This is a genomic window from Pararhizobium sp. A13 (assembly GCF_040126305.1).
Lineage (GTDB): Bacteria > Pseudomonadota > Alphaproteobacteria > Rhizobiales > Rhizobiaceae > Pararhizobium.
Map to the genome: position 1 here is coordinate 215,753 of NZ_CP149510.1, position 23,872 is coordinate 239,624.

General features: G+C 61.7%; 24 protein-coding genes. 11 read left to right on the forward strand and 13 right to left on the reverse strand.

Annotated elements, in window-relative coordinates; all coding sequences use genetic code 11:
• Window positions 1-323: 323 nt before the first annotated feature.
• The 6 genes from tkt (at window position 324) to WI754_RS01130 (ending at window position 7,558) form a co-directional block, all read left to right on the forward strand.
• A complete protein-coding gene (tkt, locus tag WI754_RS01105) occupies window positions 324-2,306 on the forward strand; it encodes a transketolase (RefSeq protein WP_349435743.1) in 1,983 nt (660 codons plus the stop codon).
• A 72-nt stretch (window positions 2,307-2,378) separates the two neighbouring features.
• Entirely contained in the window at window positions 2,379-3,389 is a 1,011-nt protein-coding gene (gene gap / locus WI754_RS01110; protein ID WP_349435745.1) for a type I glyceraldehyde-3-phosphate dehydrogenase, read from the forward strand.
• A gap of 4 nt (window positions 3,390-3,393) precedes the next feature.
• Complete coding sequence (locus tag WI754_RS01115) at window positions 3,394-3,957, forward strand: putative glycolipid-binding domain-containing protein (RefSeq protein ID WP_349435746.1); 564 nt, start codon at window positions 3,394-3,396, stop codon at window positions 3,955-3,957.
• 13 nt (window positions 3,958-3,970) lie between these two features.
• Window positions 3,971-5,170, forward strand: a complete 1,200-nt coding sequence (locus WI754_RS01120) for a phosphoglycerate kinase (RefSeq protein ID WP_349435747.1) — start codon at window positions 3,971-3,973, stop codon at window positions 5,168-5,170.
• 221 nt (window positions 5,171-5,391) lie between these two features.
• The gene (locus tag WI754_RS01125) at window positions 5,392-6,417 is read left to right on the forward strand and encodes a class I fructose-bisphosphate aldolase (protein ID WP_349435748.1); all 1,026 of its coding nucleotides are present in this window, start codon (window positions 5,392-5,394) and stop codon (window positions 6,415-6,417) included.
• A gap of 220 nt (window positions 6,418-6,637) precedes the next feature.
• Window positions 6,638-7,558, forward strand: coding sequence for a PhzF family phenazine biosynthesis protein (locus WI754_RS01130; RefSeq protein WP_349435751.1), 921 nt, complete (start codon window positions 6,638-6,640; stop codon window positions 7,556-7,558).
• Here WI754_RS01130 and WI754_RS01135 read toward each other — a convergent pair.
• Window positions 7,555-7,710 carry a hypothetical protein gene (locus WI754_RS01135; protein WP_113004406.1) on the reverse strand — a complete coding sequence of 52 codons (156 nt, stop codon included), beginning with the start codon at window positions 7,708-7,710 and terminating at the stop codon, window positions 7,555-7,557. The genes WI754_RS01130 and WI754_RS01135 overlap by 4 nt on opposite strands.
• A gap of 179 nt (window positions 7,711-7,889) precedes the next feature.
• Here WI754_RS01135 and WI754_RS01140 point away from each other — a divergent pair, with 179 nt between their 5' ends.
• From WI754_RS01140 to WI754_RS01150, 3 genes are all read left to right on the forward strand, one after another.
• Window positions 7,890-9,167 (forward strand): MFS transporter, encoded by a 1,278-nt coding sequence (locus tag WI754_RS01140; RefSeq protein ID WP_349435753.1) that lies wholly within the window; start codon window positions 7,890-7,892, stop codon window positions 9,165-9,167.
• Window positions 9,164-9,355, forward strand: a complete 192-nt coding sequence (locus tag WI754_RS01145; RefSeq protein ID WP_037120747.1) for a DUF1192 domain-containing protein — start codon at window positions 9,164-9,166, stop codon at window positions 9,353-9,355. The genes WI754_RS01140 and WI754_RS01145 overlap by 4 nt, the downstream gene beginning before the upstream one ends.
• A 384-nt stretch (window positions 9,356-9,739) precedes the next feature.
• Window positions 9,740-10,258: a DUF1465 family protein gene (locus WI754_RS01150; protein WP_018327877.1), complete on the forward strand. Its 519-nt coding sequence runs from the start codon at window positions 9,740-9,742 to the stop codon at window positions 10,256-10,258.
• A gap of 126 nt (window positions 10,259-10,384) precedes the next feature.
• Here the strand turns inward: WI754_RS01150 and WI754_RS01155 are convergent, their stop codons facing one another.
• The 5 genes from WI754_RS01155 to rpmE form a co-directional block, all read right to left on the reverse strand.
• Window positions 10,385-10,801 carry a GFA family protein gene (locus WI754_RS01155; RefSeq protein WP_349435755.1) on the reverse strand — a complete coding sequence of 139 codons (417 nt, stop codon included), beginning with the start codon at window positions 10,799-10,801 and terminating at the stop codon, window positions 10,385-10,387.
• A gap of 156 nt (window positions 10,802-10,957) precedes the next feature.
• Entirely contained in the window at window positions 10,958-11,740 is a 783-nt protein-coding gene (locus WI754_RS01160) for a thioredoxin family protein (RefSeq protein ID WP_349435758.1), read from the reverse strand.
• A gap of 88 nt (window positions 11,741-11,828) precedes the next feature.
• Window positions 11,829-12,311: an SRPBCC domain-containing protein gene (locus WI754_RS01165; RefSeq protein ID WP_349435759.1), complete on the reverse strand. Its 483-nt coding sequence runs from the start codon at window positions 12,309-12,311 to the stop codon at window positions 11,829-11,831.
• A complete protein-coding gene (locus WI754_RS01170) occupies window positions 12,308-12,637 on the reverse strand; it encodes a metalloregulator ArsR/SmtB family transcription factor (protein ID WP_349435761.1) in 330 nt (109 codons plus the stop codon). Before WI754_RS01170 ends, WI754_RS01165 begins: the two co-directional genes overlap by 4 nt.
• A 172-nt stretch (window positions 12,638-12,809) precedes the next feature.
• Complete coding sequence (gene rpmE / locus WI754_RS01175; protein WP_018327882.1) at window positions 12,810-13,031, reverse strand: 50S ribosomal protein L31; 222 nt, start codon at window positions 13,029-13,031, stop codon at window positions 12,810-12,812.
• A 217-nt stretch (window positions 13,032-13,248) separates the two neighbouring features.
• Between rpmE and WI754_RS01180 the strand changes: the two genes are divergently transcribed.
• Both WI754_RS01180 and WI754_RS01185 read left to right on the forward strand, forming a co-directional pair.
• Window positions 13,249-15,054 (forward strand): ABC transporter ATP-binding protein/permease, encoded by a 1,806-nt coding sequence (locus WI754_RS01180; protein ID WP_349435765.1) that lies wholly within the window; start codon window positions 13,249-13,251, stop codon window positions 15,052-15,054.
• 144 nt (window positions 15,055-15,198) lie between these two features.
• Window positions 15,199-16,188, forward strand: a complete 990-nt coding sequence (locus WI754_RS01185; RefSeq protein ID WP_349435766.1) for a tripartite tricarboxylate transporter substrate binding protein — start codon at window positions 15,199-15,201, stop codon at window positions 16,186-16,188.
• A gap of 232 nt (window positions 16,189-16,420) precedes the next feature.
• On the opposite strand, the gene WI754_RS01190 is transcribed toward WI754_RS01185, so the two are convergent.
• The 7 genes from WI754_RS01190 to WI754_RS01220 all read right to left on the reverse strand — a co-directional run bounded on the left by WI754_RS01190 (window position 16,421) and on the right by WI754_RS01220 (window position 23,868).
• On the reverse strand, window positions 16,421-18,064 hold the full coding sequence (locus WI754_RS01190) for an FAD-binding dehydrogenase (protein WP_349435768.1): 1,644 nt from the start codon (window positions 18,062-18,064) through the stop codon (window positions 16,421-16,423).
• A 132-nt stretch (window positions 18,065-18,196) separates the two neighbouring features.
• Window positions 18,197-19,228, reverse strand: a complete 1,032-nt coding sequence (locus tag WI754_RS01195; RefSeq protein ID WP_349435770.1) for a peptidoglycan -binding protein — start codon at window positions 19,226-19,228, stop codon at window positions 18,197-18,199.
• A gap of 3 nt (window positions 19,229-19,231) precedes the next feature.
• Entirely contained in the window at window positions 19,232-20,329 is a 1,098-nt protein-coding gene (locus WI754_RS01200; protein WP_349435771.1) for a flagellar motor protein MotA, read from the reverse strand.
• Window positions 20,330-20,485: 156 nt separating this feature from the next.
• Window positions 20,486-21,286: an inositol monophosphatase family protein gene (locus WI754_RS01205; protein ID WP_349435772.1), complete on the reverse strand. Its 801-nt coding sequence runs from the start codon at window positions 21,284-21,286 to the stop codon at window positions 20,486-20,488.
• Between the two features lie 70 nt (window positions 21,287-21,356).
• Window positions 21,357-21,920, reverse strand: a complete 564-nt coding sequence (gene efp / locus WI754_RS01210; protein ID WP_349435774.1) for an elongation factor P — start codon at window positions 21,918-21,920, stop codon at window positions 21,357-21,359.
• 106 nt (window positions 21,921-22,026) lie between these two features.
• Window positions 22,027-23,205, reverse strand: coding sequence for a tetratricopeptide repeat protein (locus WI754_RS01215; RefSeq protein ID WP_349435775.1), 1,179 nt, complete (start codon window positions 23,203-23,205; stop codon window positions 22,027-22,029).
• 9 nt (window positions 23,206-23,214) lie between these two features.
• A complete protein-coding gene (locus WI754_RS01220) occupies window positions 23,215-23,868 on the reverse strand; it encodes a thiamine phosphate synthase (protein ID WP_349435777.1) in 654 nt (217 codons plus the stop codon).
• Between the last annotated feature and the right edge of the window lie 4 nt (window positions 23,869-23,872).

A 23,872-nucleotide genomic window follows, 5' to 3' on the forward strand; every position in this document is an offset into this window, starting at 1 on the left:
ACCAGCCGGCCTCGAATCGCCGTCCGACCTCTGTATTTCAAGCTCGTTACATTCTTAGACCCATTCGGCACGTCTCCACAACGGCAAGGGCTTCGCAGGTCCGCAGAAGCTGTGGATCACGTCCCTTTAAGTCGATTTGCGTCGCTTGCAGCCACCTCATCTTCTCCAACGGATAGAGGTCGAAAAAGGCCCTACAGAGGCACTCAAAATGGCCGTATTTGTTGACTCCCTCGAAGCAGGTGCTATGTGTCACCCGCTTTCTTAATACGGTCTTTGGAGGATAGAGACCGTTCCCTGTCCACCGAACTCAAGCGGAACAGTCAATGATCTCTCGCGAACAACACGACCGGATGGCAAACGCGATCCGTTTCCTATCCATGGATGCCGTCGAAAAGGCCAATTCCGGTCACCCCGGCCTGCCGATGGGCGCCGCCGACGTAGCAACGGTTCTGTTCTCCCGTTACCTGAAATTCGATCCGAAGGCCCCGCTCTGGGCAGACCGCGACCGCTTCGTGTTGTCGGCCGGCCATGGCTCCATGCTGATCTATTCGCTACTTCATCTGACCGGCTACGAAGACATGACGATGGAGGACCTCAAGCAGTTCCGCCAGCTCGGCTCGAAGACTGCCGGTCACCCGGAATACGGCCATGCCTCGGGCATCGAAACGACGACCGGCCCGCTCGGCCAGGGCATTGCCAATGCCGTCGGCATGGCGATCGCCGAGCGCAAGCTCGCCGAGGAATTCGGCAGCGACCTGCAGAACCATTATACGTATGTCCTCTGCGGCGACGGCTGCCTGATGGAAGGCATCAGCCACGAGGCGATCGCGCTCGCCGGCCATTTGAAGCTCAACAAGCTGATCCTGTTCTGGGACGACAACAACATCACCATAGACGGCGCCGTCTCGCTGTCGGATTCGACCGACCAGATCGCCCGCTTCCAGGCGGTGCACTGGAACACGATCCGCGTCGATGGCCACAATCCGGATGAAATCGCAGCCGCGATCGAAGCCGCCCAGAAGTCCGATCGCCCCACCTTCATCGCCTGCAAGACCGTCATCGGATTCGGCGCCCCGAACAAGGCTGGCACCCACAAGGTCCATGGTTCGCCGCTCGGCGCCGAAGAAATCGCAGCGACCCGCAAGGCGCTCAACTGGGAAGCCGAAGCCTTCACCGTCCCGGCCGACGTTCTCGAGGCATGGCGCGCAGCCGGCAAACGTTACGTGGGCGCGCGCAGGGAGTGGGAAGGCCGCCTGGATGCGACCGAACGCGGCAAAAAGTCCGAGTTCACCCGCCGCTTCGCCGGCGAACTGCCCGGCAACCTCGATGCCGCGATCGACGCCTACAAGAAGAAGATTGCCGATGCGCCGCCGACGGTCGCCACCCGCAAGGCTTCCGAAGACGCGCTTGAAGTCATCAACGGCACACTGCCCGAGACGCTCGGCGGCTCGGCCGACCTGACACCGTCGAACAACACCAAGACCAGCCAGATGAAGTCGATCACCCCGACCGATTTCTCCGGCCGCTACATGCACTGGGGCATCCGCGAACACGGCATGGCTGCCGCCATGAACGGCATCGCGCTGCACGGCGGTCTCATTCCCTACTCGGGCGGCTTCATGATCTTCACGGACTATTGCCGTCCGTCGATCCGCCTCGCGGCCCTGATGGGCATCCGCGTCATCCACGTCCTGACGCACGATTCCATCGGTGTCGGCGAGGATGGCCCGACGCACGAGCCGATCGAGCATATGGCCGCCCTGCGTGCCATCCCGAACCTCCTGATGTTCCGTCCGGCCGACGCGGTTGAAACCGCCGAATGCTGGCAACTGGCGCTCAAGGAGCAGCATCGCCCGTCTGGCCTGGCGCTGACCCGTCAGAACCTTGCGCCGTCCCGCCTGAAATACGAGGCCGAAAATCTCTGCGCCAAGGGTGCCTACGAGCTCATCGCCGCCGACAATGCCAAGGTGTCGATCTTCGCATCCGGCTCAGAGGTGGAGCTTGCCGTCAAGGCTGCAGCCGAACTGAACGGCAAGGGCATTGCTGCCCGCGTCGTCTCCGTGCCCTGCTTCGAACTCTTCGCCGAACAGCCGGAAGCCTATCGCAAGGCCGTTATCGGCAGTGCACCGGTGAAGATCGCCGCCGAAGCGGCTGTCCGCCAGGGATGGGACTATTTCATCGGCTCGGATGGCGATTTCATCGGCATGCACTCCTTCGGCGCTTCCGGCCCGGCCAAGGATCTGTTCAAGCATTTCGGCATCACGTCGGACGCAATTGTTGCCGCCGCCGAAAAGAAACTCGCCTGATTTTCCTTCACAGGGCGCGGCCCAACGCGCCCTGTTTTCCGCACCAAGACCTTAGACAGGGAGAGACCTGAAATGACTGTAAAAGTTGCCATCAACGGCTTTGGCCGCATCGGCCGCAACGTCCTTCGCGCCATCGTCGAATCCGGCCGCACCGACATCGAAGTCGTTGCCATCAACGATCTCGGCCCTGTCGAGACCAATGCGCATCTGCTGCGTTACGACTCGATCCACGGCAAGTTTCCGGCTGACGTGAAAGTCGAAGGCGACACGATCATCGTTGCTGGCGGCAAGCCGATCAAGGTCACGGCGATCAAGGATCCGGCAACTCTGCCGCATGGCGCAATGGGCGTCGACATCGCGCTCGAATGCACCGGCATCTTCACCGCCCGCGACAAGGCTGCCCTGCATCTTCAGGCCGGCGCCAAGCGCGTCATCGTTTCGGCACCGGCCGACGGTGCTGACCTGACCGTCGTCTTCGGTGTTAACCACAACGAACTGACCAAGGAACACCTGGTCATCTCCAACGCATCCTGCACGACCAACTGCCTGGTTCCGGTCGTCAAGACCCTGGACGACGTCGTGGGCATCGACCATGGCTTCATGACCACGATCCACTCCTACACCGGCGACCAGCCGACGCTCGACACGATGCACAAGGATCTGTACCGCGCCCGCGCAGCCGCCCTGTCGATGATCCCGACATCGACCGGTGCCGCCAAGGCCGTCGGCCTCGTCCTGCCGCACCTCAAGGGCAAGCTCGACGGCACCTCGATCCGCGTCCCAACCCCGAACGTCTCGGTCGTTGACTTCAAGTTCGTTGCCAAGCGCGACACGACGGTTGCGGAAATCAACGGTGCGATCAAGGCAGCCTCCGACGGCGCGCTCAAGGGTATCCTTGGCTACACCGACGAACCGCTGGTTTCGCGCGACTTCAACCATGACAGCCATTCCTCGATCTTCGCCAACGACCAGACCAAGGTTTTGGAAGGCAAGTTCGTGCGTATCCTCTCCTGGTACGACAATGAATGGGGCTTCTCCAACCGCATGGCCGACACGGCCGTTGCGATGGCCAAGCTGATCTAAAGCCATGTTTCGGCGCCCTTCCCTCAAGACGGTACGCTGGCGTCCGCTCGAAGGGGAAGGGCTCGAACACCTGACGATCAGACCTTCTGAAGCTGGTATCCGCGCCTCCAGTGCTCTGATCGGCGAACGCGGCGGTCGCCCCTACGGCGTCCGCTATGTCATTAATTGCGATGAAACCTGGACCGTGATGTCCTTCAGCATCGACACGACAGATGGCCAGCGGCTTTCCCTGGCATCCGATGGCAAGGGCCATTGGCGTGATGCGGACGGCACCGCCCTCCCCGCCTTTGACAGCTGCGTCGATATCGACCTTGCCGGAACGCCCTTTACCAACACGCTGCCCATTCGCCGCCTCGGCCTGAAGCCTCAGGACGGCACCGCCAAGCTCACCATGCTCTATGTGCCCTTCGACACGTTCGAGCCCTTTCCCGATGGCCAGAATTACACCTGCCTCGCGGAGGACCGGCTCTACCGCTACGAGGCCGAGGATCGTTCCTTCACTGCGGATCTGCCGGTGGACGAGGACGGGCTGGTGACGGATTATCCCACCCTTTTTCAAAGACTGTGACCGGAGACCGATCATGACTTTCAAGACCCTCGACGACCTCACCGATATCGCCGGCAAGCGCGTGCTTGTCCGTGTCGATCTCAATGTTCCGGTCAAGGACGGCAAGGTGACCGACGCGACACGCATCGAACGTGTCGTGCCCACCATCCGCGAACTTTCCGAAAAGGGGGCAAAGGTCATCCTGCTCGCCCATTTCGGCCGTCCGAAGGGTGAACCCGTCGCCGACATGTCGCTGTCGCTGATCGCCCCCGCCGTTGAGGACATCCTCGATCAGCGCGTCCATTTCGCCGCCGACTGCATTGGCGAAAAGTCAGCGGCCGCTGTTGCCGGCATGAACGACGGCGATGTCCTGCTCATGGAAAACACGCGCTTCCACAAGGGCGAGGAAAAGAATGACGCGGAGTTCACCAAGGCGCTCGCCGCCAATGGCGACATCTATGTCAATGACGCCTTCTCCGCCGCCCACCGCGCGCATTCCTCGACTGAGGGCCTCGCGCATCTGCTGCCCGCCTATGCCGGCCGCACCATGCAGGCGGAGCTCGAGGCTCTGGAAAAAGGTCTCGGCAATCCGAAGCGTCCGGTCGTTGCCATCGTCGGCGGTGCCAAGGTCTCGACCAAGATCGACCTCTTGATGAACCTCGTGAAGAAAGTCGATGCCCTCGTCATCGGCGGCGGCATGGCCAATACCTTCATCGCCGCGCGCGGCACCAATGTCGGCAAGTCGCTTTGCGAACATGACCTTGCCGGCACCGCCAAGCAGATCATGACGGAAGCCGCCTCCGCCGGCTGCGCCATCGTGCTCCCGGTCGACGGCGTCGTCGCCCGCGAGTTCAAGGCGGGTGCCGACAACGAAGTGGTCGATATCGAAGCGATCCCGGCCGACGCCATGGTGCTCGACGTCGGTCCGAAGTCGATCGCCGCCGTCAACGATTGGGTGAGCAAGGCCGAGACGCTGGTCTGGAACGGCCCGCTCGGCGCCTTCGAGATCGCCCCCTTCGACAAGGCGACCGTTGCCGTTGCCAAGCACGCGGCTGCCCGCACCAAGAGCGGCGCGCTCGTCTCCGTCGCCGGCGGCGGCGATACGGTCTCGGCAATGAACCACGCCGAAGTGGCGGACGACCTCAGCTACGTCTCCACCGCGGGCGGCGCCTTCCTCGAATGGATGGAGGGCAAACCGCTCCCGGGCGTCGACATCCTGCACCAGCAGAAGTAACCGCGCGTCGCCGCTGCAACCGCTCATCCGTTTCCATTACCCCCGGCCCCGCGCCGGGGGTTTTTCGTTGCACCGCACCTGTATTTGGACGCAGCGCAAAAATAATCCCAACATTTCAAACGATTAAATTTATTTTAATCGTTTTAAAGAATTTAACTTTCATTTTCGTTGCTCTATTCTTCTGCTATCGGCGAGCCGTCACGACAATCAGGAGAACGCATATGAGCGAAAGACTTGAAGACATTGCAGCAGCCATGGTGGCGACCGGCAAGGGCCTGTTGGCGGCCGACGAATCCACTGCGACGATCGGCAAGCGCTTCGACACGATCGGCCTTGCATCGACCGAAACATCGCGCCGCGACTATCGCGAGATGCTGTTTCGCGCCGACGAAGCCATGAAGACCTATATTTCCGGCGTCATCCTCTATGAGGAAACCCTGTTCCAAAAGGCGGCAGACGGCACGCCCTTCGTCGACATCATCCGCGCCGCGGGTGCCGTTCCCGGCATCAAGGTCGATACTGGTGCAAAGCCGATGGCGAAATTCCCGGGCGAGACGATCACCGAAGGCCTCGATGGCCTGGCCGGCCGCCTGAAGACCCATTATGACGCCGGTGCTCGTTTCGCCAAATGGCGCGGCGTGATCTCCGTATCCGATGTCCTGCCGACCTTCGGCGCGATCAAGGCCAATGCGCAGGCGCTGGCCCGCTACGCGGCCCTCTGCCAGGAAGCCGGCATCGTGCCGATCGTCGAGCCGGAAGTGCTGATGGACGGAACGCCGGGCGACCATTCGATCGACCGCGCGGAAGTCGTGACCGAAGAGACACTGCGCATCGTGTTCGAAGAACTGAGCGACGCACGCGTCAGCCTGGAAGGCATCATCCTCAAGCCGAGCATGGTCATCGACGGCAAAAGGGCGCGCAAGGCAGGCGTTGTCGAAGTCGCCGAGCGCACGGTGAAAGTGCTGAAACGCACCGTGCCCGCGGCCGTTCCCGGCATCGCCTTCCTGTCCGGCGGCCAGTCCACCGAGGAAGCAACGGCCCATCTCTCCGCCATGAAGGCCGGTTACGATCTGCCCTGGGGCATGACCTTCTCCTATGGCCGCGCATTGCAGACCGAAGCGCTGACAGCCTGGAGCGGCAAGCCGGAAAACGTCGCTGCCGGTCAGCGCGCCTTCACGCACCGCGCCAAGATGTGCAGCCTGGCTGCGACCGGCGGGTGGAAGAAGGAATTCGAAAAGGCAGCATGATTTAAGTTACAGGGAGGGGAGAAAGCCCGGTCCGCGCAAGCGGCCGGGCTTTCTTTATAGGTTCCTGCTCCTTCTTTACCATGAGGCGCATGGTCATCGGGGCGCCGCCCTTGTGCGAAACGGGAATCTCAATTGTCCGGGTGACAAAAACGCGCTTCGCGACGCTTTCGCTCTCCGTTATTTCCTGGAGTTGGTCTCAGCCGGAACGGAGCAAGTAGCCATGGACAGCGTTGCCTATATTACCGTCGATGTTTTCACCGGCGAAAGGTTTTCCGGAAACCAGCTTGCGGTGATCCCGGATGCGCGCGGGCTTTCCGATACGCAGATGCAGCAGATCGCCGCCGAGTTCCGTTACTCCGAAGTTACCTTTGTGCTTCCGCCGGAAGATCCCGCCAATACGGCGCGGGTGAGGATTTTCACGCCGACGATGGAAATCCCCTTCGCCGGGCATCCGAATGTCGGCACCGCCTTCGTGCTCGGCGGCCAGCCGGAGATTTTCGGCAATGCGCCGGGCGACGTGCTTCGCTTCGAAGAGAAGGCTGGTCTCGTCGCGACGGCGTTGATACGCGACGACGACGGACGCGTGGCCGGAGCCGGCATTCTTGCGCCGCAGCCGTTGTCGCTGGGACCGCAGATCGACACCGACACGATCGCCCACTGCGCCTCGATCGACGTTCGAGCCATTTGCACGGAAACTCACGCGCCCATCATCGCTTCCGTCGGCCTGCCCTTTGCGGTTGCTGAAGTGACCGATCTCGAGACCCTTGGGCGCGCCTGCCCGAACACCGCTGCCTTTGCCGGGGCCGGCCGGCGGTTTTCGCCTGAAGACGAGCAGTTCGCCATCTTTCTCTACACGCGCCTGCCGGATAATCCCTGGCATGTTCGCGCCCGGATGTTCGCCCCGCTCGACAATGTCATCGAGGATCCGGCGACCGGAAGCGCCTCCGGGGCACTGGGCGCGCTTCTCGCCTCGCTGCAGCCGGCGAGCGACCTCGACATCGACATAACCATCGAGCAGGGCGTCGAAATGGGGCGCCGGAGCCTGATAGAATTGAACGTGCATAAATCGGACGGGTTGGTTCACAGCGTGCGGATCGCCGGGCGCTGCGTGGCCGTCATGCGCGGCAACCTCAGCCTTTAGGGCCGGACGAGCACCGTTACCATCATCACCCCGATCGCGAAAACAGCGATCTTCCAGAAGTCACGGCGCTGGCGCAGTCCCGGCAGGTTGAGCGGCTTCAGCAACTGGATCACCATGGCCAGAAGCAAGAGTACTGTTAACGCTTTCGACATCATTTTTCTCTGTTGTGGAAAAGAATTTGGCAGGACCGCAGGCCGTCACACGCGCGTCACTTTTGCGCGCGAACAGGGTTAGAACGTCTTTTCCAATCTCACTCAATAAAAATTTCCGGCTGGCAATTATGGTGGCATCGCCCTACCTTTCGGCGCAACCCGGAACCAGCGGATTTCACATGCGAAAAAACCTTCTTCCCGTCGCCTCTCTTCTGCTTGGCACGCTGTTTCTCTTCCTTGGAAATGGATTGCACAGCCTGTTGCTGCCGGTGCGCGGCACGACGGAAGGCTATTCGACGACGCTGCTCGGCCTGCTCGGCACCTCCTGGGCAAGCGGCTTCGTGCTCGGCTGCCTGCTCGCGCCGACCATCGTCAAGCGCGCCGGCCATGTGCGCGCCTTCAGCTGCTTTGCGTCCATCCTGGCGATCATCGCGCTTTTGACCGGCATTCTCGTCGATCCGATCTGGTGGGTGGTGCTGCGCGCCTTCACCGGCTTCTCGACGGCAGGCACCTCGATGATCATCGAAAGCTGGCTGAACGAGCGCGCCACCAATGAGAGCCGCGGCGCGATCTTCTCGCTCTACATCGCCATCACCCTGATGGGCGTCGTCGGCGGTCAGTTGATGATCCCGTTCGGCGATACATCGACGACGCTGTTCTTCATGTGCGCCGGCATCGTCTATTGCCTGGCCATGCTGCCGACCCTCCTGTCGACCGCGGCCTTGCCGCAACCGTTGAAGCAGGTCAGCCTCGATCTGCCGGCGCTCTATCGCAACTCGCCGATCTCCTTTCTCGGCATCCTGCTCGTCGGCATCGCCAATGGCGCCTACGGGACGCTTGGCGCCGTCTTCGGCCGTCAGGTGGGACTTACCGATAGCAATGTCGCGCTGATGATGAGTACGACGATCTTCGCGGGCGCCGTGATGCAGTTTCCCGCCGGGCGCCTCTCGGACATGATCGACCGGCGCTACGTCCTGGCCGCCCTTGCAGCCGTTGCCGCGATTGCCGGCGCGCTCATCTTCCTGGTCGAGCCGACCGGCGTCGTTCTCCTGATCGCTCTCGTCGGCGTCTACGGCGCGACTGCCAATGCGCTCTATCCCATTGCCGTCTCGCATGCCAACGACTTCGCCACGCCGGAGGACTTCGTCAAGATTTCAGGCGGCCTGCTCTTGCTCTACGGCATTGGCACCATCATCGGCCCGACCATCGGCGGCCCGATCATGACCGTCACCGGCCCCTACGGCCTGTTCATGATCACCGCCTGCGCCCATGTGCTGATCACGGCTTACGCGATCTTCCGTAGCCGCATGCGCGCCGCTGTACCGGCATCGGAACGCGACGCCTACTCGACCATCAACCCCGGCACCCTGACAACGCCGGAAAGCCTGCAACTGTCGCCGCGGGCTGCCCGTCTGGAGGAAAAAAGCGACGACGAGCCCGAACGGAGGTCCGCATGAGCCTGTTTGACGACGACCATCCAAAGAAACAACCGGCCCACGAAATAGGCTGCGACCTTTCTCTTCTGTCGGCCGACGAACTTTCAGCCCGCATCGACGTGCTGAAACAGGAAATCGAGCGACTTGAGACGGAAAGAGCAAACAAGTCGGCAAGTAAATCGGCGGCCGAAAGTTTCTTTCGTTCGTGAGCCCAAACCTGACAGAATGAGGTCCAATTCGATTGCCGAGAAAGACAAAACATCGTCGCCAATCCGGCAGCCGTAACGCTTCATTAAGCCTTATAAGCTATTACTAACGCTTCCAGATCGCTCTGGACTCAGACAATTTCCAGGTTTGGCGAATGGTCTGATTTTTCTCCCTGTTTTACCTTGAGAGCCGCTTTTGCGGCTCTTTTTTTTTCCTTTTTTGCCCAACCGTCAAAGAATTGTGGAGATTAACCCTTTATTAAGAATAGGCTTGCGCGAAATGCGCTATGGGATCATGTTCAAATTATAGAACGAGCGGCCGGAAACTTGCTGTTAACCCGTTCGTTACCTGTCCGAGTTGATGCGTTTAACCAGGGAAATCAGACCATGTCCGAACGGGGATTGAATACTGTGAGCTTCGCGGGACACGCTGCGTCTTCGGCGCAGTTCAAGGCTCTCTATGCGGAAGGCATGGGCCTGGTTGAAGAGACCGCGAGCTATCTCGATGGCCCCGGTCGCGCCGCCTCCAAGGTTCTGCCGCGCATGGCATCGGTACTCTATGCCGCGGAATCGATGCGCCTCACCACCCGCCTGATGCAGATGGCATCCTGGCTACTCTTGCAGCGCGCCGTCAACAACGGCGAAATGAACCGCGAGCAGGTCCTGTCGGAAAAGAACAAGGTCCGCCTCGATAGTTTCAACGTCGATCGCACGGCGCCCGGCTGGAACGACCTGCCTGAAGGTTTCCGGGATCTGATCGACCGCTCGCTGCGCCTGCAGAACCGCGTCGCCCTGCTCGACCGCGAAATCTACCGCCCGCAGGAAGCCCAGAACTTCACGCCCGACAACCAGAACGGCGTCAAGGCCCAACTCACCCTGCTGCAGACCGCTTTTGGGACCAACTGATCGGAGCCCGACAGGCAGCCGAATGCTCAAACCCGGCCGTTGTGCCGGGTTTTGTGTTTTTGGGGACACCTGCGGCGCAGCGACAGCTAACACGCTCGAAGCCGTGCCGACTATGGACAGTTGGTGTCACGCCGGCGGCATCTTGTCGAATTTCGTAAGGGCTGGATCGATGTGGTCCCATGCGTAACCGCGCATGCCGTACGTCACCATCTGCGGCTTGTACCGGCTTGGGTCGTCCAGACTTGCGGCGTGTACCGTGAACAGGTCCGGCATAGCGGTGAACGTCAAATACACCGGCGCCCCGCAGGTCGGGCAGAACGCGCGTGTCTTGACGTTGCCGCTGTCGCCAACCATGTCCCAATGCTTCGCCTCGCCTTCGAGCTTCACGCTCCTCTTGTCCGCAAAGGTCAGGTAGGAACCGTGCCCGGTGCCGCTCTTGCGCTGACAGTCGCGGCACTGGCAGTCGTTCATCACCAGCGGTTCGGCCGAAATTTCATAACGGATCGCGCCGCAGGCGCATCCGCCCGTATAAGCCTTGCTCATATCGTTTCTCCTATAACGTGCTGTTGGGGTAAGAATGAACGGGGCGGGTCAGCCGCGCGGCGCGGCCCTCGCTCGCCGCGTGTTAGCCTACGCCAAAGACGACCAGACCGCCCTTGGCGTAGGCCGGCAGTTGTGCCACGACAACCACGACTTCGCTCAGCTGCTATATTCGTCGTGGCGGCGCCACCAGACGCCGTCTTCGTTGCGCCCCTTGGGCGCGCGGTCGAGCCATTGATACATGCCCCAGAGGCCATCCAGTCCGCGCGCATAGGCCGAATAGGTGTGGTAGACGACACCGTCCTCGAGGACGAAGGCGCTCATGCCCGGCCTCTCTCGCGCAAACGTGGCTGCGTCGGTTCCGGACATGGAGGCGAAGGTGGTCAGCCCGTCGGGTGTCGAGCGCGAGGGTATCTCGGGCCCCTCGCCGCTGAGCTGCGATGCCGGCTCGCGCCGGTAGTTGTATTCGACGGTTCCGTCGCGCTGTTGCTGCTCGGTGAGCGAGACGTTGAAGTCGAAGTTGAAGTCGCCGCCGAACGAGGACGCCCAGGGAAACGTCCATCCCATCCGCCGCTTGTACGCCTGCAGCTTTTCGAGCGACGCCCGCGATATCGCAGAAAACGCGACGTCGTGATTCTCCAGGTGGACGACGAAACCGTTGAACCCGTCCGCGATCGACGAACAGGACGGACATCCCGCCTTATAATCGGGCCCGAGCATGAAGTGGTAGACGAGGAGCTGCGAGCGCCCTCTGAAGAGGTCTGACAGCGAGGCGTTCCCCTCGTCGGTCTCGAAACGATACTCCTTGTCGATCCGGACCCACGGCAATTCCTGCCGTCGCCGCGCGAGCGCGTCGCTGCGCCGCGTCAGATCCTTCTCCTCCTTGAGCAGTGCGACGCGGGCCTCCAGCCACTCATCGCGAGAAACGACTTGATGCTGCATGGTTACCTCCTGTTTGCCGAAATGCTTGTTGCGTGGAGACGGTCCATTCCGGTCGAACGGCTGTTGAACTCGCTTTCGCAGACCCGCGTCAGTGCCGTAGCTTCGAGGTGGCCTGTTCCGCAGCGACGGCGTCGAGGTTTCGGACAACCTTCTTCCAACCTTCGCTCATGCTCCTGAAAGCAGTGTCGTTCTTCGGCAGCACGAAACCGGAGTGGATAAGGCGAAGGCGCGTCCCGCTTTCTACCCTGGAAAGGATGAACGTGACGACCGTGTCCAGCCGCGACCCATACCCGACGTTTCCCTCGTGTCCGCCTTTCCAGGCATAGGCGAAGCGTTCGTTCGGTATCACCTCCAGCACCTGGCAGCGAATGATCCCGTCCCACGCGCCGGCCGGCGTCGTCTGGAACGTGAAGTGGTTGCCCTCCACGGGCTCGAACCCTGTCGGCGCCATCATCCAGCGAGCGATCAGTTCGCCGGATGTCAGCGCTGTCCAGATCGTCTCCGGCGCATGCGGGAAGACCTCGTCAACCACGATGTCTTGCGTGTCGGGCGTCAAAGCGGCATCGGTCATGGATCGATCTCCTTGAGCAAGGTTCTGAGATTTGCGAAGCGCTCGCGCCAGAAGACACCGTAGTGGCTCATCCAATCGACGAGCGGGGCGAGACCCTCTGGCTCAGCGCGATAGTAAACGTTGCGCCCCTCCGGGCGCTCGGCAACCAGGCCGGCCTGCTTCAATGACTTGAGATGCTGGGAAATGGCGCCCTGCGTCACGCCACTCCCCCGCGTCAACTCGACCACGGTAATCTCGTCGGACCTGACGACCCGCTCGAAAACGGCCCGCCGCGTCGGGTCGGCAAGTGTGCGCAGGACAGCGGTGATGTTGGCGGCTTCGGTCATGGAAAATCAAATAGCCAATACTAATTGATAAGTCAATACTAATCTTTTTATTGTAGGGATGACGATACGATGGGAGACCAACAATCCCCCTATCGCCTTCCGCCAATGCCCCAAACGCAAAAAAGCCCGGACGAACCGGGCTTTTCCGAAATCATGTTCCAGCAAGGATAACTTAGAGGCCGAGGCCTTCGAAGCGCTTCTTGAACTTGGAAACGCGGCCGCCGCGGTCCATGAGCTGCTGGTTGCCGCCGGTCCATGCCGGGTGCGACTTCGGGTCGATTTCGAGGTTCATGGTCTGGCCTTCCGAACCCCAGGTCGAGCGGGTTTCGTATTCGGTGCCGTCGGTCATGACCACTTTGATCATGTGGTAAGCGGGATGGATATCAGCCTTCATAACAATCTTCCTGCAAGTTCCAGGGTCCAATTGTCGCAAGCCATTTGCGGGCCATTGCGGCATGGGGACCGAACACGTAAATGAAGCCGCAGACCACTCAAGGGACCACGGCTTCCCAATTTGATGCCGTGCCTATACATGATGGTCATCCGGATAACAAGTACCGCCGGAGAAGACTTGTGCGAGTTTTGCCGCTTCTTCCGGTATTGGAGGTCATGTGTCGAATGAGGTCGTCCAACCGGCGGGGCGCAGGTCCGTGCGCCCGCTGGCAAAGCTGTTGCCGTATATCCGGCGCTACCGCAATCTGGTCATCGGTGCCGGCATTTCGCTCGTCGTTGCAGCCGTCACGACGCTGACGCTGCCGATGGCCGTGCGCCGGATGATCGACCACGGATTCTCCGCCTCCGATGCCGGCTTCATCAACACCTACTTCTCCATGCTGATGGTTCTCGCCATCGTGCTCGCGGTGGCCAGTGCGACCCGCTACTACTTCGTCATCACGCTCGGCGAACGGATCGTCTCGGATCTGCGCCGCGATGTCTTCGACCATGTCACGCGGCTTTCCCCATCCTTCTTCGACGTCAACCAGTCCGGCGAGATCGTCTCGCGGCTGACCGCCGACACGACGCAGATCAAATCCGCCGTCGGCGCAACCGCCTCGGTCGCGCTGCGCAACATCATATTGTGCCTCGGCGCCATCGCCATGATGGTCTATACCAGCCCGAAGCTGTCGAGCCTGGTGCTCGTCGCCATCCCGGTCATCGTCTTTCCGCTCGTCGGCTTCGGCCGCTCGGTGCGTCGCCGGTCGCGGGAGGCGCAGGATACGCTCGCGACTGCTTCCGCCTATGCCGGCGAAGCGATCTCCGCTTCCCGCACCGTCCAGGCCTTCAACGGCGAGGCTGTAGCGCAGGCGCGCTATGGCCGTGCGGTCGAAAGCGCCTACGAGGCAGCCCGCGCCGCCATCAAGGCCCGCTCGATCCTCACCGCCTTTGCTATCACCATGATCTTCGGCAGCGTCGTCGCGGTCCTGTGGTTCGGTGCGCAGGATGTCCTGTCCGGCACGCTGTCGGCCGGCACGCTCGGCCAGTTTCTCTTGTATTCGGTTTTCGCCGCCGGCAGCCTCGGCGCACTCTCGGAGGTTTGGGGCGAACTCTCTCAAGCCGCAGGCGCTGCCGAGCGCCTGAGCGAATTGCTGGCCGAACAGCCAAACATCACGGCACCCGCCAATCCCGTCGCCATGCCGGAACCGGCGCAGGGTGCGGTCACCTTCGCCGATGTTCACTTCGCCTATCCCTCACGGCCGGGCTACAAGAGCGTCAAGGGCCTGAGTTTTGCCGTCAAGCCGGGCGAGACGGTTGCCATCGTCGGCCCCTCCGGCGCTGGTAAGAGCACCGTCTTCTCGCTGCTTCTGCGGTTCTACGATCCGGCCAAGGGCACGGTCAGCGTCGATGGCATCGATATCCGCTCGGTCGATCCGCAAGCATTGCGCAGCCGCATCGCCATCGTTCCGCAGGACGTCACCATCTTTGCCGCGTCGATCCACGACAACATCGCCTTTGGCCTGCCCACCGCATCGCGCGACATGGTGCGTACCGCTGCCATTGCCGCTCAGGCCGACGAATTCATTGCAAGGCTCGATCAGGGATACGATACGCAAGTTGGCGAGCGCGGCATTACGCTGTCCGGTGGCCAGCGCCAGCGCATCGCCATCGCGCGCGCGATCCTGAAAGATGCCCCGGTGCTCCTCCTCGACGAGGCCACCTCCGCGCTCGACGCTGAGAGCGAAACGCTGGTGCAGAAGGCGCTCGACGGCCTGATGCGCGAACGCACGACACTGGTCATCGCCCATCGGCTGGCAACCGTGCTCAAGGCCGACCGTATCCTGGTCATGGATCAGGGCAGGATCGTCGAAGAAGGAACGCACGCCTCCCTCGTTCGCCAGGGCGGGCTCTATGCCAAGCTCGCGCGGCTGCAGTTCGACTATGACAGCCCCGAAGCAAGCAATATCGTCACACTCGGATGAAGCATCCCGTTCCAAATAAAATCGATTGAGTACAACCCTTAATCCTTCTCCCGAGGTTGCCCTTCGATCGGGCGACGCTATTGTTGCCGCGGAAACGGCTTCACGGCCGTTTTGCAAACAGGCACGTCTTGGGAGGAGATTTGAATGGCATTGTCCTTATTGAAGCGGCGCACGGCGCTCGCGCTAGCCTTGATGGCGACGTCGGGGCTCGTACTCGGCGGTGAAGCGCAGGCGCAGGAATTTCCGGATCGCGCGGTAACGCTGGTCGTGCCCTTTGCAGCAGGCGGCTCGACCGACGTGGTCGCGCGCATCATCGGCCAGAAGATGTCCGACGATCTCGGCCAGCAGGTGATCGTGGAAAACGTCGCGGGCGCCGGCGGCAATCTCGGCGCCGACCGGGTGGCGCGGGCAGAACCCGATGGCTATACGATCCTGATGGGAACGGTTGCGACCCACGCGCTCAATCCGCTGATCCTGAAGACAAAGCCCTACGACCCGGAAAAGGACTTCGCCCCGGTCTCGCTGCTGGTGCTCGTGCCCAACGTGCTCGTGGTCAATCCGCAGCTTCCGGCAAAGAACGTCGCGGAGCTTCTGGCGCTTCTGAAGGCGGCACCCGACCAATACTCCTACGCATCTTCCGGCAACGGCACGCCGCTGCATCTCTCCGGCGAACTGTTCAAGAACATGGCCGGCGTCAGCCTGCAACATGTGCCCTACAAGGGTTCAGGTCCCGCGCTGAACGATGTCATCGGCAACCAGGTGCCGATCATGTTCGACAACCTGCCCTCGTCCTCGGGCCACATCAAATCCGGCACGCTCAGGGCCTTGGCGGTAACGACGAAGGAGCGCGCACCCTCCTTCCCGGATGTGCCGACGATCGCCGAAACCATTCCCGGCTACGAGACCTATACCTGGAATGCCCTGTTTGCCCCGGCAGGCACGCCGAAGGAAGCGATCGATCGGCTCAATGCTTCCGCCAAGAAAGCCTTGGCGGATCCGGCCGTCGTCGAGAAGATGAACGGCTTCAGCGCCACCATCGTCGCCTCGACGCCGGACGAACTTGCCGCACACGTGAAGGCCGAACTGGCGAAATGGGGTCCCGTCGTCAAGAACGCCAACGTCCAGATGGATTGAGGCTTCAGTTTTTCGCCAAAGCCAACGTTTCCCTCATTACCGGCCTTGTGCCGGTAATCCAGCCACGCGATGTCCATCGCCTGGAAGAGTGTTTACGCCCAAGGACTTGGGCGCACTGGATGCCCACCACAAGGGCGGGCATGAGGGAGAATTAAACCCCGCCGCTCAACATCAACCCGCTTGGATTCGGGCTTACCTGCAACTCAGAAGCCATTCCCCTTCAGTCCTCTCGTCAGGCGCCTATGCTGCGCCCCACGACCCTTCCTGAAAAGATGCAGCCACCCAGGAACGATCCTTCCAGCGCGTTGTAGCCATGCATGCCGCCGCCGCCGAAACCCGCAACTTCGCCCGCCGCATAAAGGCCGGGCACAGGTTCGCCGGAGAGCTCCAGCGCGCGGCCGTTGAGATCGGTCTGCAGGCCGCCCAGCGTCTTTCGCGTGAGGATATTGAGGCGCACCGCAATCAGCGGCCCCGCTTTCGGATCAAGCAGCCGGTGCGGTTTGGCCGTCCGCATCAGCCTGTCGCCCAGATAATTGCGGGCGCCGCGGATGGCGGTGACCTGCGCATCCTTCGAAAAGGGATTGTCGATCTCGCGATCGCGCGCCTCGATCTGGTGGCGCAGATGTTCGAGCGAAAGGCGCCCCTCGCCGGAGAGCGCATTCATCCCCGCGACGAGGTCTTCCAGCCGGTCGCGAATAACGAAATCCTCACCCTTGTCCATGAAGGCCTGCACCGGGCCTGGCGGATTTTTGCCCAGGCGTTTGAGCAGCAGCGGAATGTCCTTGCCGGTCAAGTCGGGGTTCTGCTCCGACCCCGAAAGTGCGAACTCCTTCTTGATGATCGCCTTGGTCAGAATGAACCAGCTATAGTCGGCGCCGGTCTTGCGGATCGCCTTCAGGGTGCCGAGCGTATCGAAGCCCGGCATGGCCGGTGCGGCAAAACGGTTGCCGTCGGCGTCGCACCAGAACGAGGATGGCCCCGGCAGGATGCGGATGCCGTGGTTCGGCCAGATCGGATCGAAGTTCCGCAAGCCCTCTGTATAGTGCCACATGCGATCCTTGTTGATGACGGAACCGCGCGCCTGCTCGGCAATCTCGACCATGCGCCCATCGACATAATCCGGCACGCCGCTGACCATGACGTTCGGTGGCGGGCCGAGCCGGTCGACCGGCCATTGCTTGCGCACCAGATCATGATTGCCGCCGATGCCGCCGGACGAGACGATGACGGCCCCGGCCTCGAACCAGAACTCGTCGACAATCTCACGTGAACTGCGCTGACCGCGGTCCACACCGTCGCTCTTCAGAACCGATCCTCTTGCGCCTGTGACGGCACCATTGGTCATGATCAGCTCGTCCACCCGATGGCGAAAGCGGAAGCGGATGCGCCCCCTGCCTTCTGCTGCTCGCCCCCTCGCGATGAACGGCGCCAGAACCCCCGGCCCGGTCCCCCACGTCACATGGAAGCGCGGCACGGAGTTCCCATGTCCGTGCGCAAGGCCGCCGCCCCGCTCCGCCCAGCCGACGACAGGAAACCATCGCATGCCCTGGCTATGCAGCCAGGCGCGCTTTTCACCGGCGGCAAAATCGAGATAGGCCTCCGCCCAGCGCCGCGGCCAGTAGTCCTCCGGGCGGTCGAACTGCGCCGACCCCATCCAGTCCTGCCGCGCCAGATCGAGAGTGTCGCGAATGCGCATGCGCCGCTGCTCGGGACTATCGATGAACAGCAAGCCACCAAGCGACCAGAAAGCCTGACCGCCCAAATTCTGCTCGCCTTCCTGATCGAGCACGATGACCCTGAGACCCCGGTCGGCAGCCTCCACCGCCGCAACGAGGCCGGCAAGCCCCGCTCCGATCACCAGAACATCACAATCCATGCCCGTCCTCCAGCAGCTCCACCCTGCGCTGACATTACGCACACGTAAACGTCAGGGCAACGGAGAAACGCAGCCGGAAAATATAGCTATTGGTGAATGCGGATCGCCGAGCGACCCGGAACGGGGTTCCGGTTATTTCTCGGTCAGCTTCAGTTCGATGCGGCGGTTCTGAGAGCGCGCGGCCGGACTGTCGCCCTCGGCAATGGGCTGGAATTCGCCGAAACCGGCCGCGGCAAGGCGATCCGCCGGAACGCCCCTGGAGATCAGGAACTTGACAACGGATGTAGCGCGGGCCGAGGAAAGCTCCCAGTTGTCGACGTAGCGCCCTGTCCCGGAAAGCGGAACATTGTCCGTATGCCCATCGACCCGGAGCACCCAGTTGATCTCAGAGGGAATTTCCTTGGCAAGATCGAGCACGGCCGTGGCAAGCTTGGCCATCTCCTCCTGCCCCGCCGGGTTTAGTTCATTGCCACCGGACGGAAACAGCACTTCCGACTGGAAGACGAAGCGGTCGCCGACAATACGAATATTTTCGCGATCGGACAGGATTTCGCGCAGCCGCCCGAAGAAGTCGGAACGGTAGCGGTTGAGTTCCTGCACGCGCTGCGCCAGCGCCACGTTCAGCCGGCGTCCAAGATCGGCGATCTTCGTCTGTGACGCCTCGTCCTTGGCCTCGGACGCCTGCAACGCTCCCTCGATAGCGGCGATCTGGCTGCGCAGTGCGGCGATCTGCTGGTTCAGAAGATCGATCTGGCTCATCGCCCGGGCACTGACCTGCTTTTCCTCATCCAGCTTTCCGGTGAGGTCGCCGATCTGCCGGTTGGCGGCATCCGAACTGCCGGCACCCTGGTCAAGCAGCGCCTGCAGCCGCGAGCGTTCGCCTTCCGACGACGCCAGGGATGCCTGCAGATTGGCAAGCGAATCCTCGAGATCCTGCTTGCCGCCCTTTTCAAGCGCCAAAAGCTGGGTCAGTTCGTTTATCTGGCTGTTCAACCGGTTGAGCACATCTTCCTTGCCGCTGATTTCGCGGCTGAGCAGGAATTGCGCCAGGACGAAAACTGACAGCAGGAACATGATAGCCAGCAGCAGGGTCGACAGCGCATCGACGAAACCCGGCCAGTAATCGACGGTTCTCTGTGTCCGGCCCTTGCGCGCAAGTGCCATCGGTCATTCCCCCCCGGCGTCGTCGACGCGTGCGAGCTTGTGCGGTCTTTCCGGATGAACGGGAATCTTGTCGGTGTTTCCGATACGCGCCGAGAGCTTGTCCAGCGTCTTGCGCATCGACTTTGCCTCATCCTGTTGTGCCTCGATCCAGTCGCGCAGCATCTGCTGCTCACCGCGCATGTTCTTCACCAGCCCCTGGATGCCTTCGGCAAGGCTTGCCATGGCGGCGGTCGTGCGCTGGCTCATTCCCCCGTCGTGGTTGAGACGGGCGAGTTGTTCGGTGAGTTGGCGAAGCTCTTCGACAGGTGCCGCGGCCGGCTTGCCGGGGGTCACCATGACGTCGGAACTGACATCTGTCACCGATGACAGCCAGTTTTCGAGTTCGGTGTAAAAGCGGTTCTGCGCGCGCCCTGCCTGAAGATCGAGAAAGCCGAGGATCAGCGAGCCGGAAAGGCCGAAGAGCGACGTGGAGAAGGCCGTGCCCATGCCAGCCAAAGGCGCCGAAAGACCCGTCTTCAGCGCGGCAAGAACATCCTGCGTGCTTCCCGTTCCTGCATCGAGCGATTGGATAACAGTATTGATCGACCCGATCGTGCCGAGCAGACCCCAGAAGGTGCCGAGCAGGCCGAGGAAGACCAAGAGGCCAGTCAGATACCGCGAGGTGTCGCGTGATTCGTCGAGGCGTGTGGCGATCGAATCGAGAATGGACCGCAGAGCAGTCGTCGAGATCGCCATTGAATGGCGCTGGCCGATGAGGGCGCGCATTGGCGCCAGGAGGACCGGGTCGCGGCCAACCTTCTCCGCGCTTCCGGCGGCACGGAATGAATTGAACCAGCGAACCTCGGGCCGCAACCTGAGGACATGATTGAAGACCAGAAGGATACCGATCAGCAGAACGCCGAGAATAAGGCCGTTCAGCCCCGGATTGCTGGCAAAGGCGGCGTGAGCCTGGCGAAACAGGATGGCTGCGACAAACCCGACGATGATGAGGAAAATCACCATCGTCCAGAAGAAAACCATCGGGCTTGTCAGCTTGTTGGGATTATAACCCTCATTCAATGCTCCGCCGGTATCCCATCCCGACAGTTCCAATTTCGCCATGGGGTTATTCTCCGGTTTTCATGTGCCGCAGCCTGCCCGCATATGCGAACACGGCGATGCTGGGCCGAAGACTAGAGGAAGTTTGTGCCAAATTGAAGGGGAAACAACGGGCAACATCAACAGGATGAAACAGCCGCCCGTTCAGGCCGTTCCGGCTTATTTTCCCGGCACGGGGCGGTGCAGCACCTCGTGCAGCGCCTTGCGGATATATTCGTTGCCGGCAACGATCGAGCCGTCGTCCATCGGCTTGTTGCCGCCATCGATATCGGCAACCCAGCCGCCCGCCTCGCGAATCAGCAGGATTCCGGCCGCAACGTCCCAAGGCAACAGGCCGCGTTCCCAGAATCCGTCAAAACGGCCGGCAGCGACATAGGCAAGGTCGAGAGAGGCAGCGCCCATGCGGCGGACACCGGCAACTTCGCCCATCACATGGCGCAGTTCGACGAGATAGGTACCGTGGTTGGCAACGCCCAGATGCGGCGTGCCGGTGCCGATGACGGCATCCGACAGGTTCTTGCGGGCAGCGACGCGCAGACGGCGATCGTTGAGGAAGGCGCCACCACCGCGCTCCGCCGTGAAAAGCTCGTCGGTCGCCGGGTTCAAGACGACGGCAGCAACGATCTCGCCCTGGCGTTCGAGCGCGACCGAAATCGCGAAATGCGGGATGCCGTGCAGGAAGTTCGTCGTGCCATCCAGCGGATCGACGATCCAGCGATGCGCGCCGTCGGTGCCGATGACCTCTTCGCTCTCCTCGCCAAGGAAGCCATAGGTCGGACGTGCCTTCAGAAGCTCTTCGCGGATCAGCTTTTCCGCCTTGCGATCGGCCTGCGAGACATAATCGCCCGGCCCCTTCAACGAGACCTGCAGGTTCTGTACTTCGCCAAAATCACGCGCCAGCGACTTGCCGGCCTTGAAAGCGGCCTGGACCATGACATTGAGAAGAGCTGAGCGTGCCATTTGGCTTTCCTTCGAAACAGAAAACCGGCCGCAGCAACGGCCGGAGAAAATTTAAACTTGCCGCTGTGGATCAGTCCGCGCGGCGGAGATAGGCGATTTCATTGGTATCGACCAGAATACGCTCCCCCGCCTCGACAAACGGCGGGACCATGACGCGCACGCCATTTTCCATGATCGCCGGCTTGTAGGAAGACGCGGCCGTCTGTCCTTTCACCACCGGATCGGCCTCCGCGATCGTCAGGACCACCTGATCGGGCAGCGAGATGCCGATCGGCTTTTCGTCGTACAGCTTGACCGAAACCATCATGCCGTCCTGCAGGAAGGTGGCGCGATCGCCAACGAAGTCCTTCTGCAGTTCCAGCTGTTCATAGCTCTCGACGTCCATGAACACCAGGGCATCGCCCTCTTCATAGAGGAACTGGAAGTCCTTGAGATCGAGAGTGACCAGTTCAACGGTTTCGGACGAACGGAAGCGCTCATTGAGCTTCGTGCCATCGATCAGGTTCTTGAGCTCGACCTGGTTGAAGGCACCACCCTTGCCCGGCTTCACCGTGACGCTCTTGACCGCAGCCCAAAGGCCGCCATTGTGCTCGATGACGCTGCCGGGGCGAATTTCGCTGCCGCTGATTTTCATGGGAAGCATGTCCTAAAGAAGTCCAGGCCGCGCCCACCGGCTAGCCAATCCGGCGCTTCAAGACCACAAAACCCCCGAAAGTTCAAGTCTTGCGCTGAAAACTCGCTCAGGACGACCGGTATTTGTTGGCAGCGCTCAACGCCGCCTTCTGTTGTTCTTCGGTCAGCCCGAGATAGAAATCCTCCAGCGCGGGGTCCTTCAATCCGGCCCTGCGCGACAGCACGTACCACTTGGCAGCCTCGACCGGATCGGGACGCGTACCAATCGCGTTGACATAGAGATGCGACAGCTTGTTCTGCGCCACGACATTGCCGCCCTCGGCCGCCCGCCGCATCCACTTGAAACCTTCATCGAGATTGCGGTCGCCGCCGATGCCGTCGACCAACCAGATGGCAAGGTCGAGCTGCGCCGTATCGAAGCCTGCGCGAGCAGCGCGCAAAAGCCAGTCGCGCGCCTTTGCCCGCTTGTTCTCATCAATGCCATCGACGTTCAAATAAATCTGCGACAGCGCATACTGCGCATCGGCGATGCCCTGCTCGGCCGATTTCTCATAATAGGGCAGCGCCGCCTTCAGGCCCCTTTCGCCCGGCATATCGGCGACCAGCAACTGGCCATAGTTGAATTGGGCGGAAGGGTTACCGAGGTCGGCAGCCTTTTTCATCAGCTCTTCCGACTTCTTCTTATCGCGCGGAACGTCGCGCCCCTCCATCAGCAGAAGCGCATATTTGAACATAGCGCCGGGATCGCCCGCATTGGCCGCCTGGCCATACCAGAAGGCGGCATCCTTGGTGTTGCGAGCAACGCCGAGCCCTTGCGCAAAGATTTCCGCGACCAGCGTCTGCGCCGCCGCGTCGCCCAGCTGCGCGCGCGGCAAAGCCAGTTCCATCGCGGTCAGATAGTAGCCGCGCTGAAACGCGCCGTAGGCGTCGTCAGCCTTGCCGGCAAACGGCTTTTCCTGCGGCAGGGCCGGCAGTTCCGCACCCATGCGATCGAGCACATTGACGCCGCTCGACGGCTCAAGCTTTTCGGCATCCGTCTTCCTTGCGTCTTCCGGAGATTGCAACGCCGGTATTTCGCCTTCCGGCAAGGCAGCCCCGTTGAACGGCGTGATCCGGCCACGCTTGGCAACGGCCCCCTCGTCGGTTTCGCCCTCCACGGCAGGCGTCACCGCGTTCACACCGGGCAAGGCATCCTCCGCGCGCAAGCAGACCGGCGCGCCAAGTAACGAGGCGCACATCAGGAGAAGCGGAAGGCGGTGCCGCGATGACGAGAGACGGTTCAACATGGAAATGTCTTAATCTTCAAACCGTGGCGCTTTTTCGTCAAGAAGCGCATTGACCTGCGCGACAACGGCCGGCGCCTGTTCTGGCTCGGCGAAGACGGCAAGCCGGAGTGCGACGAATTCGGCGCCACTCTCGGCAACCGTCAGCGCTGATTCCGGATCGGTGCCGCCCATGACGATGCAGGGGATCTCGATCATCGAGGCCCACCATTCGGCGAGCGCGACATTCTTCGGATGCGCCTCCGGCTTGATGTCACCATCGAGTTTGCCGAAGAAGACATAGTCCGGGCGGATCTCGCCCATTTCCAGCGCATGGTGCCGGTCGGTCGCATTGCCGCCGCCGACGATGAGTTTCGGCGAGAATTTCTCGACCGCCTCGGCGAGCTCCGCCGCATTGCCGGTCACATGCAGGCCATCGGCCTTGGCGCGGCCGGCAACCCGCGTATCGCCGGCCAGCAGCGCCGCCGCACCCGCCTTCTGGATCAGCGGCACGAGCGCTTCCGCGTGTTTCTGGAAGGCATGATCGTCCAGCCCGTATTGCGGCAGGATGACCGAGGCCACGTCGCCACCGCGCAATGCATCACCGAGGATTTGCACGCGGCTTTCGACATCGGCGATGTCAGGCGCAATGAGGACGAGTCGGCAGCGGTTGTCTGTATTGCTCATAGTG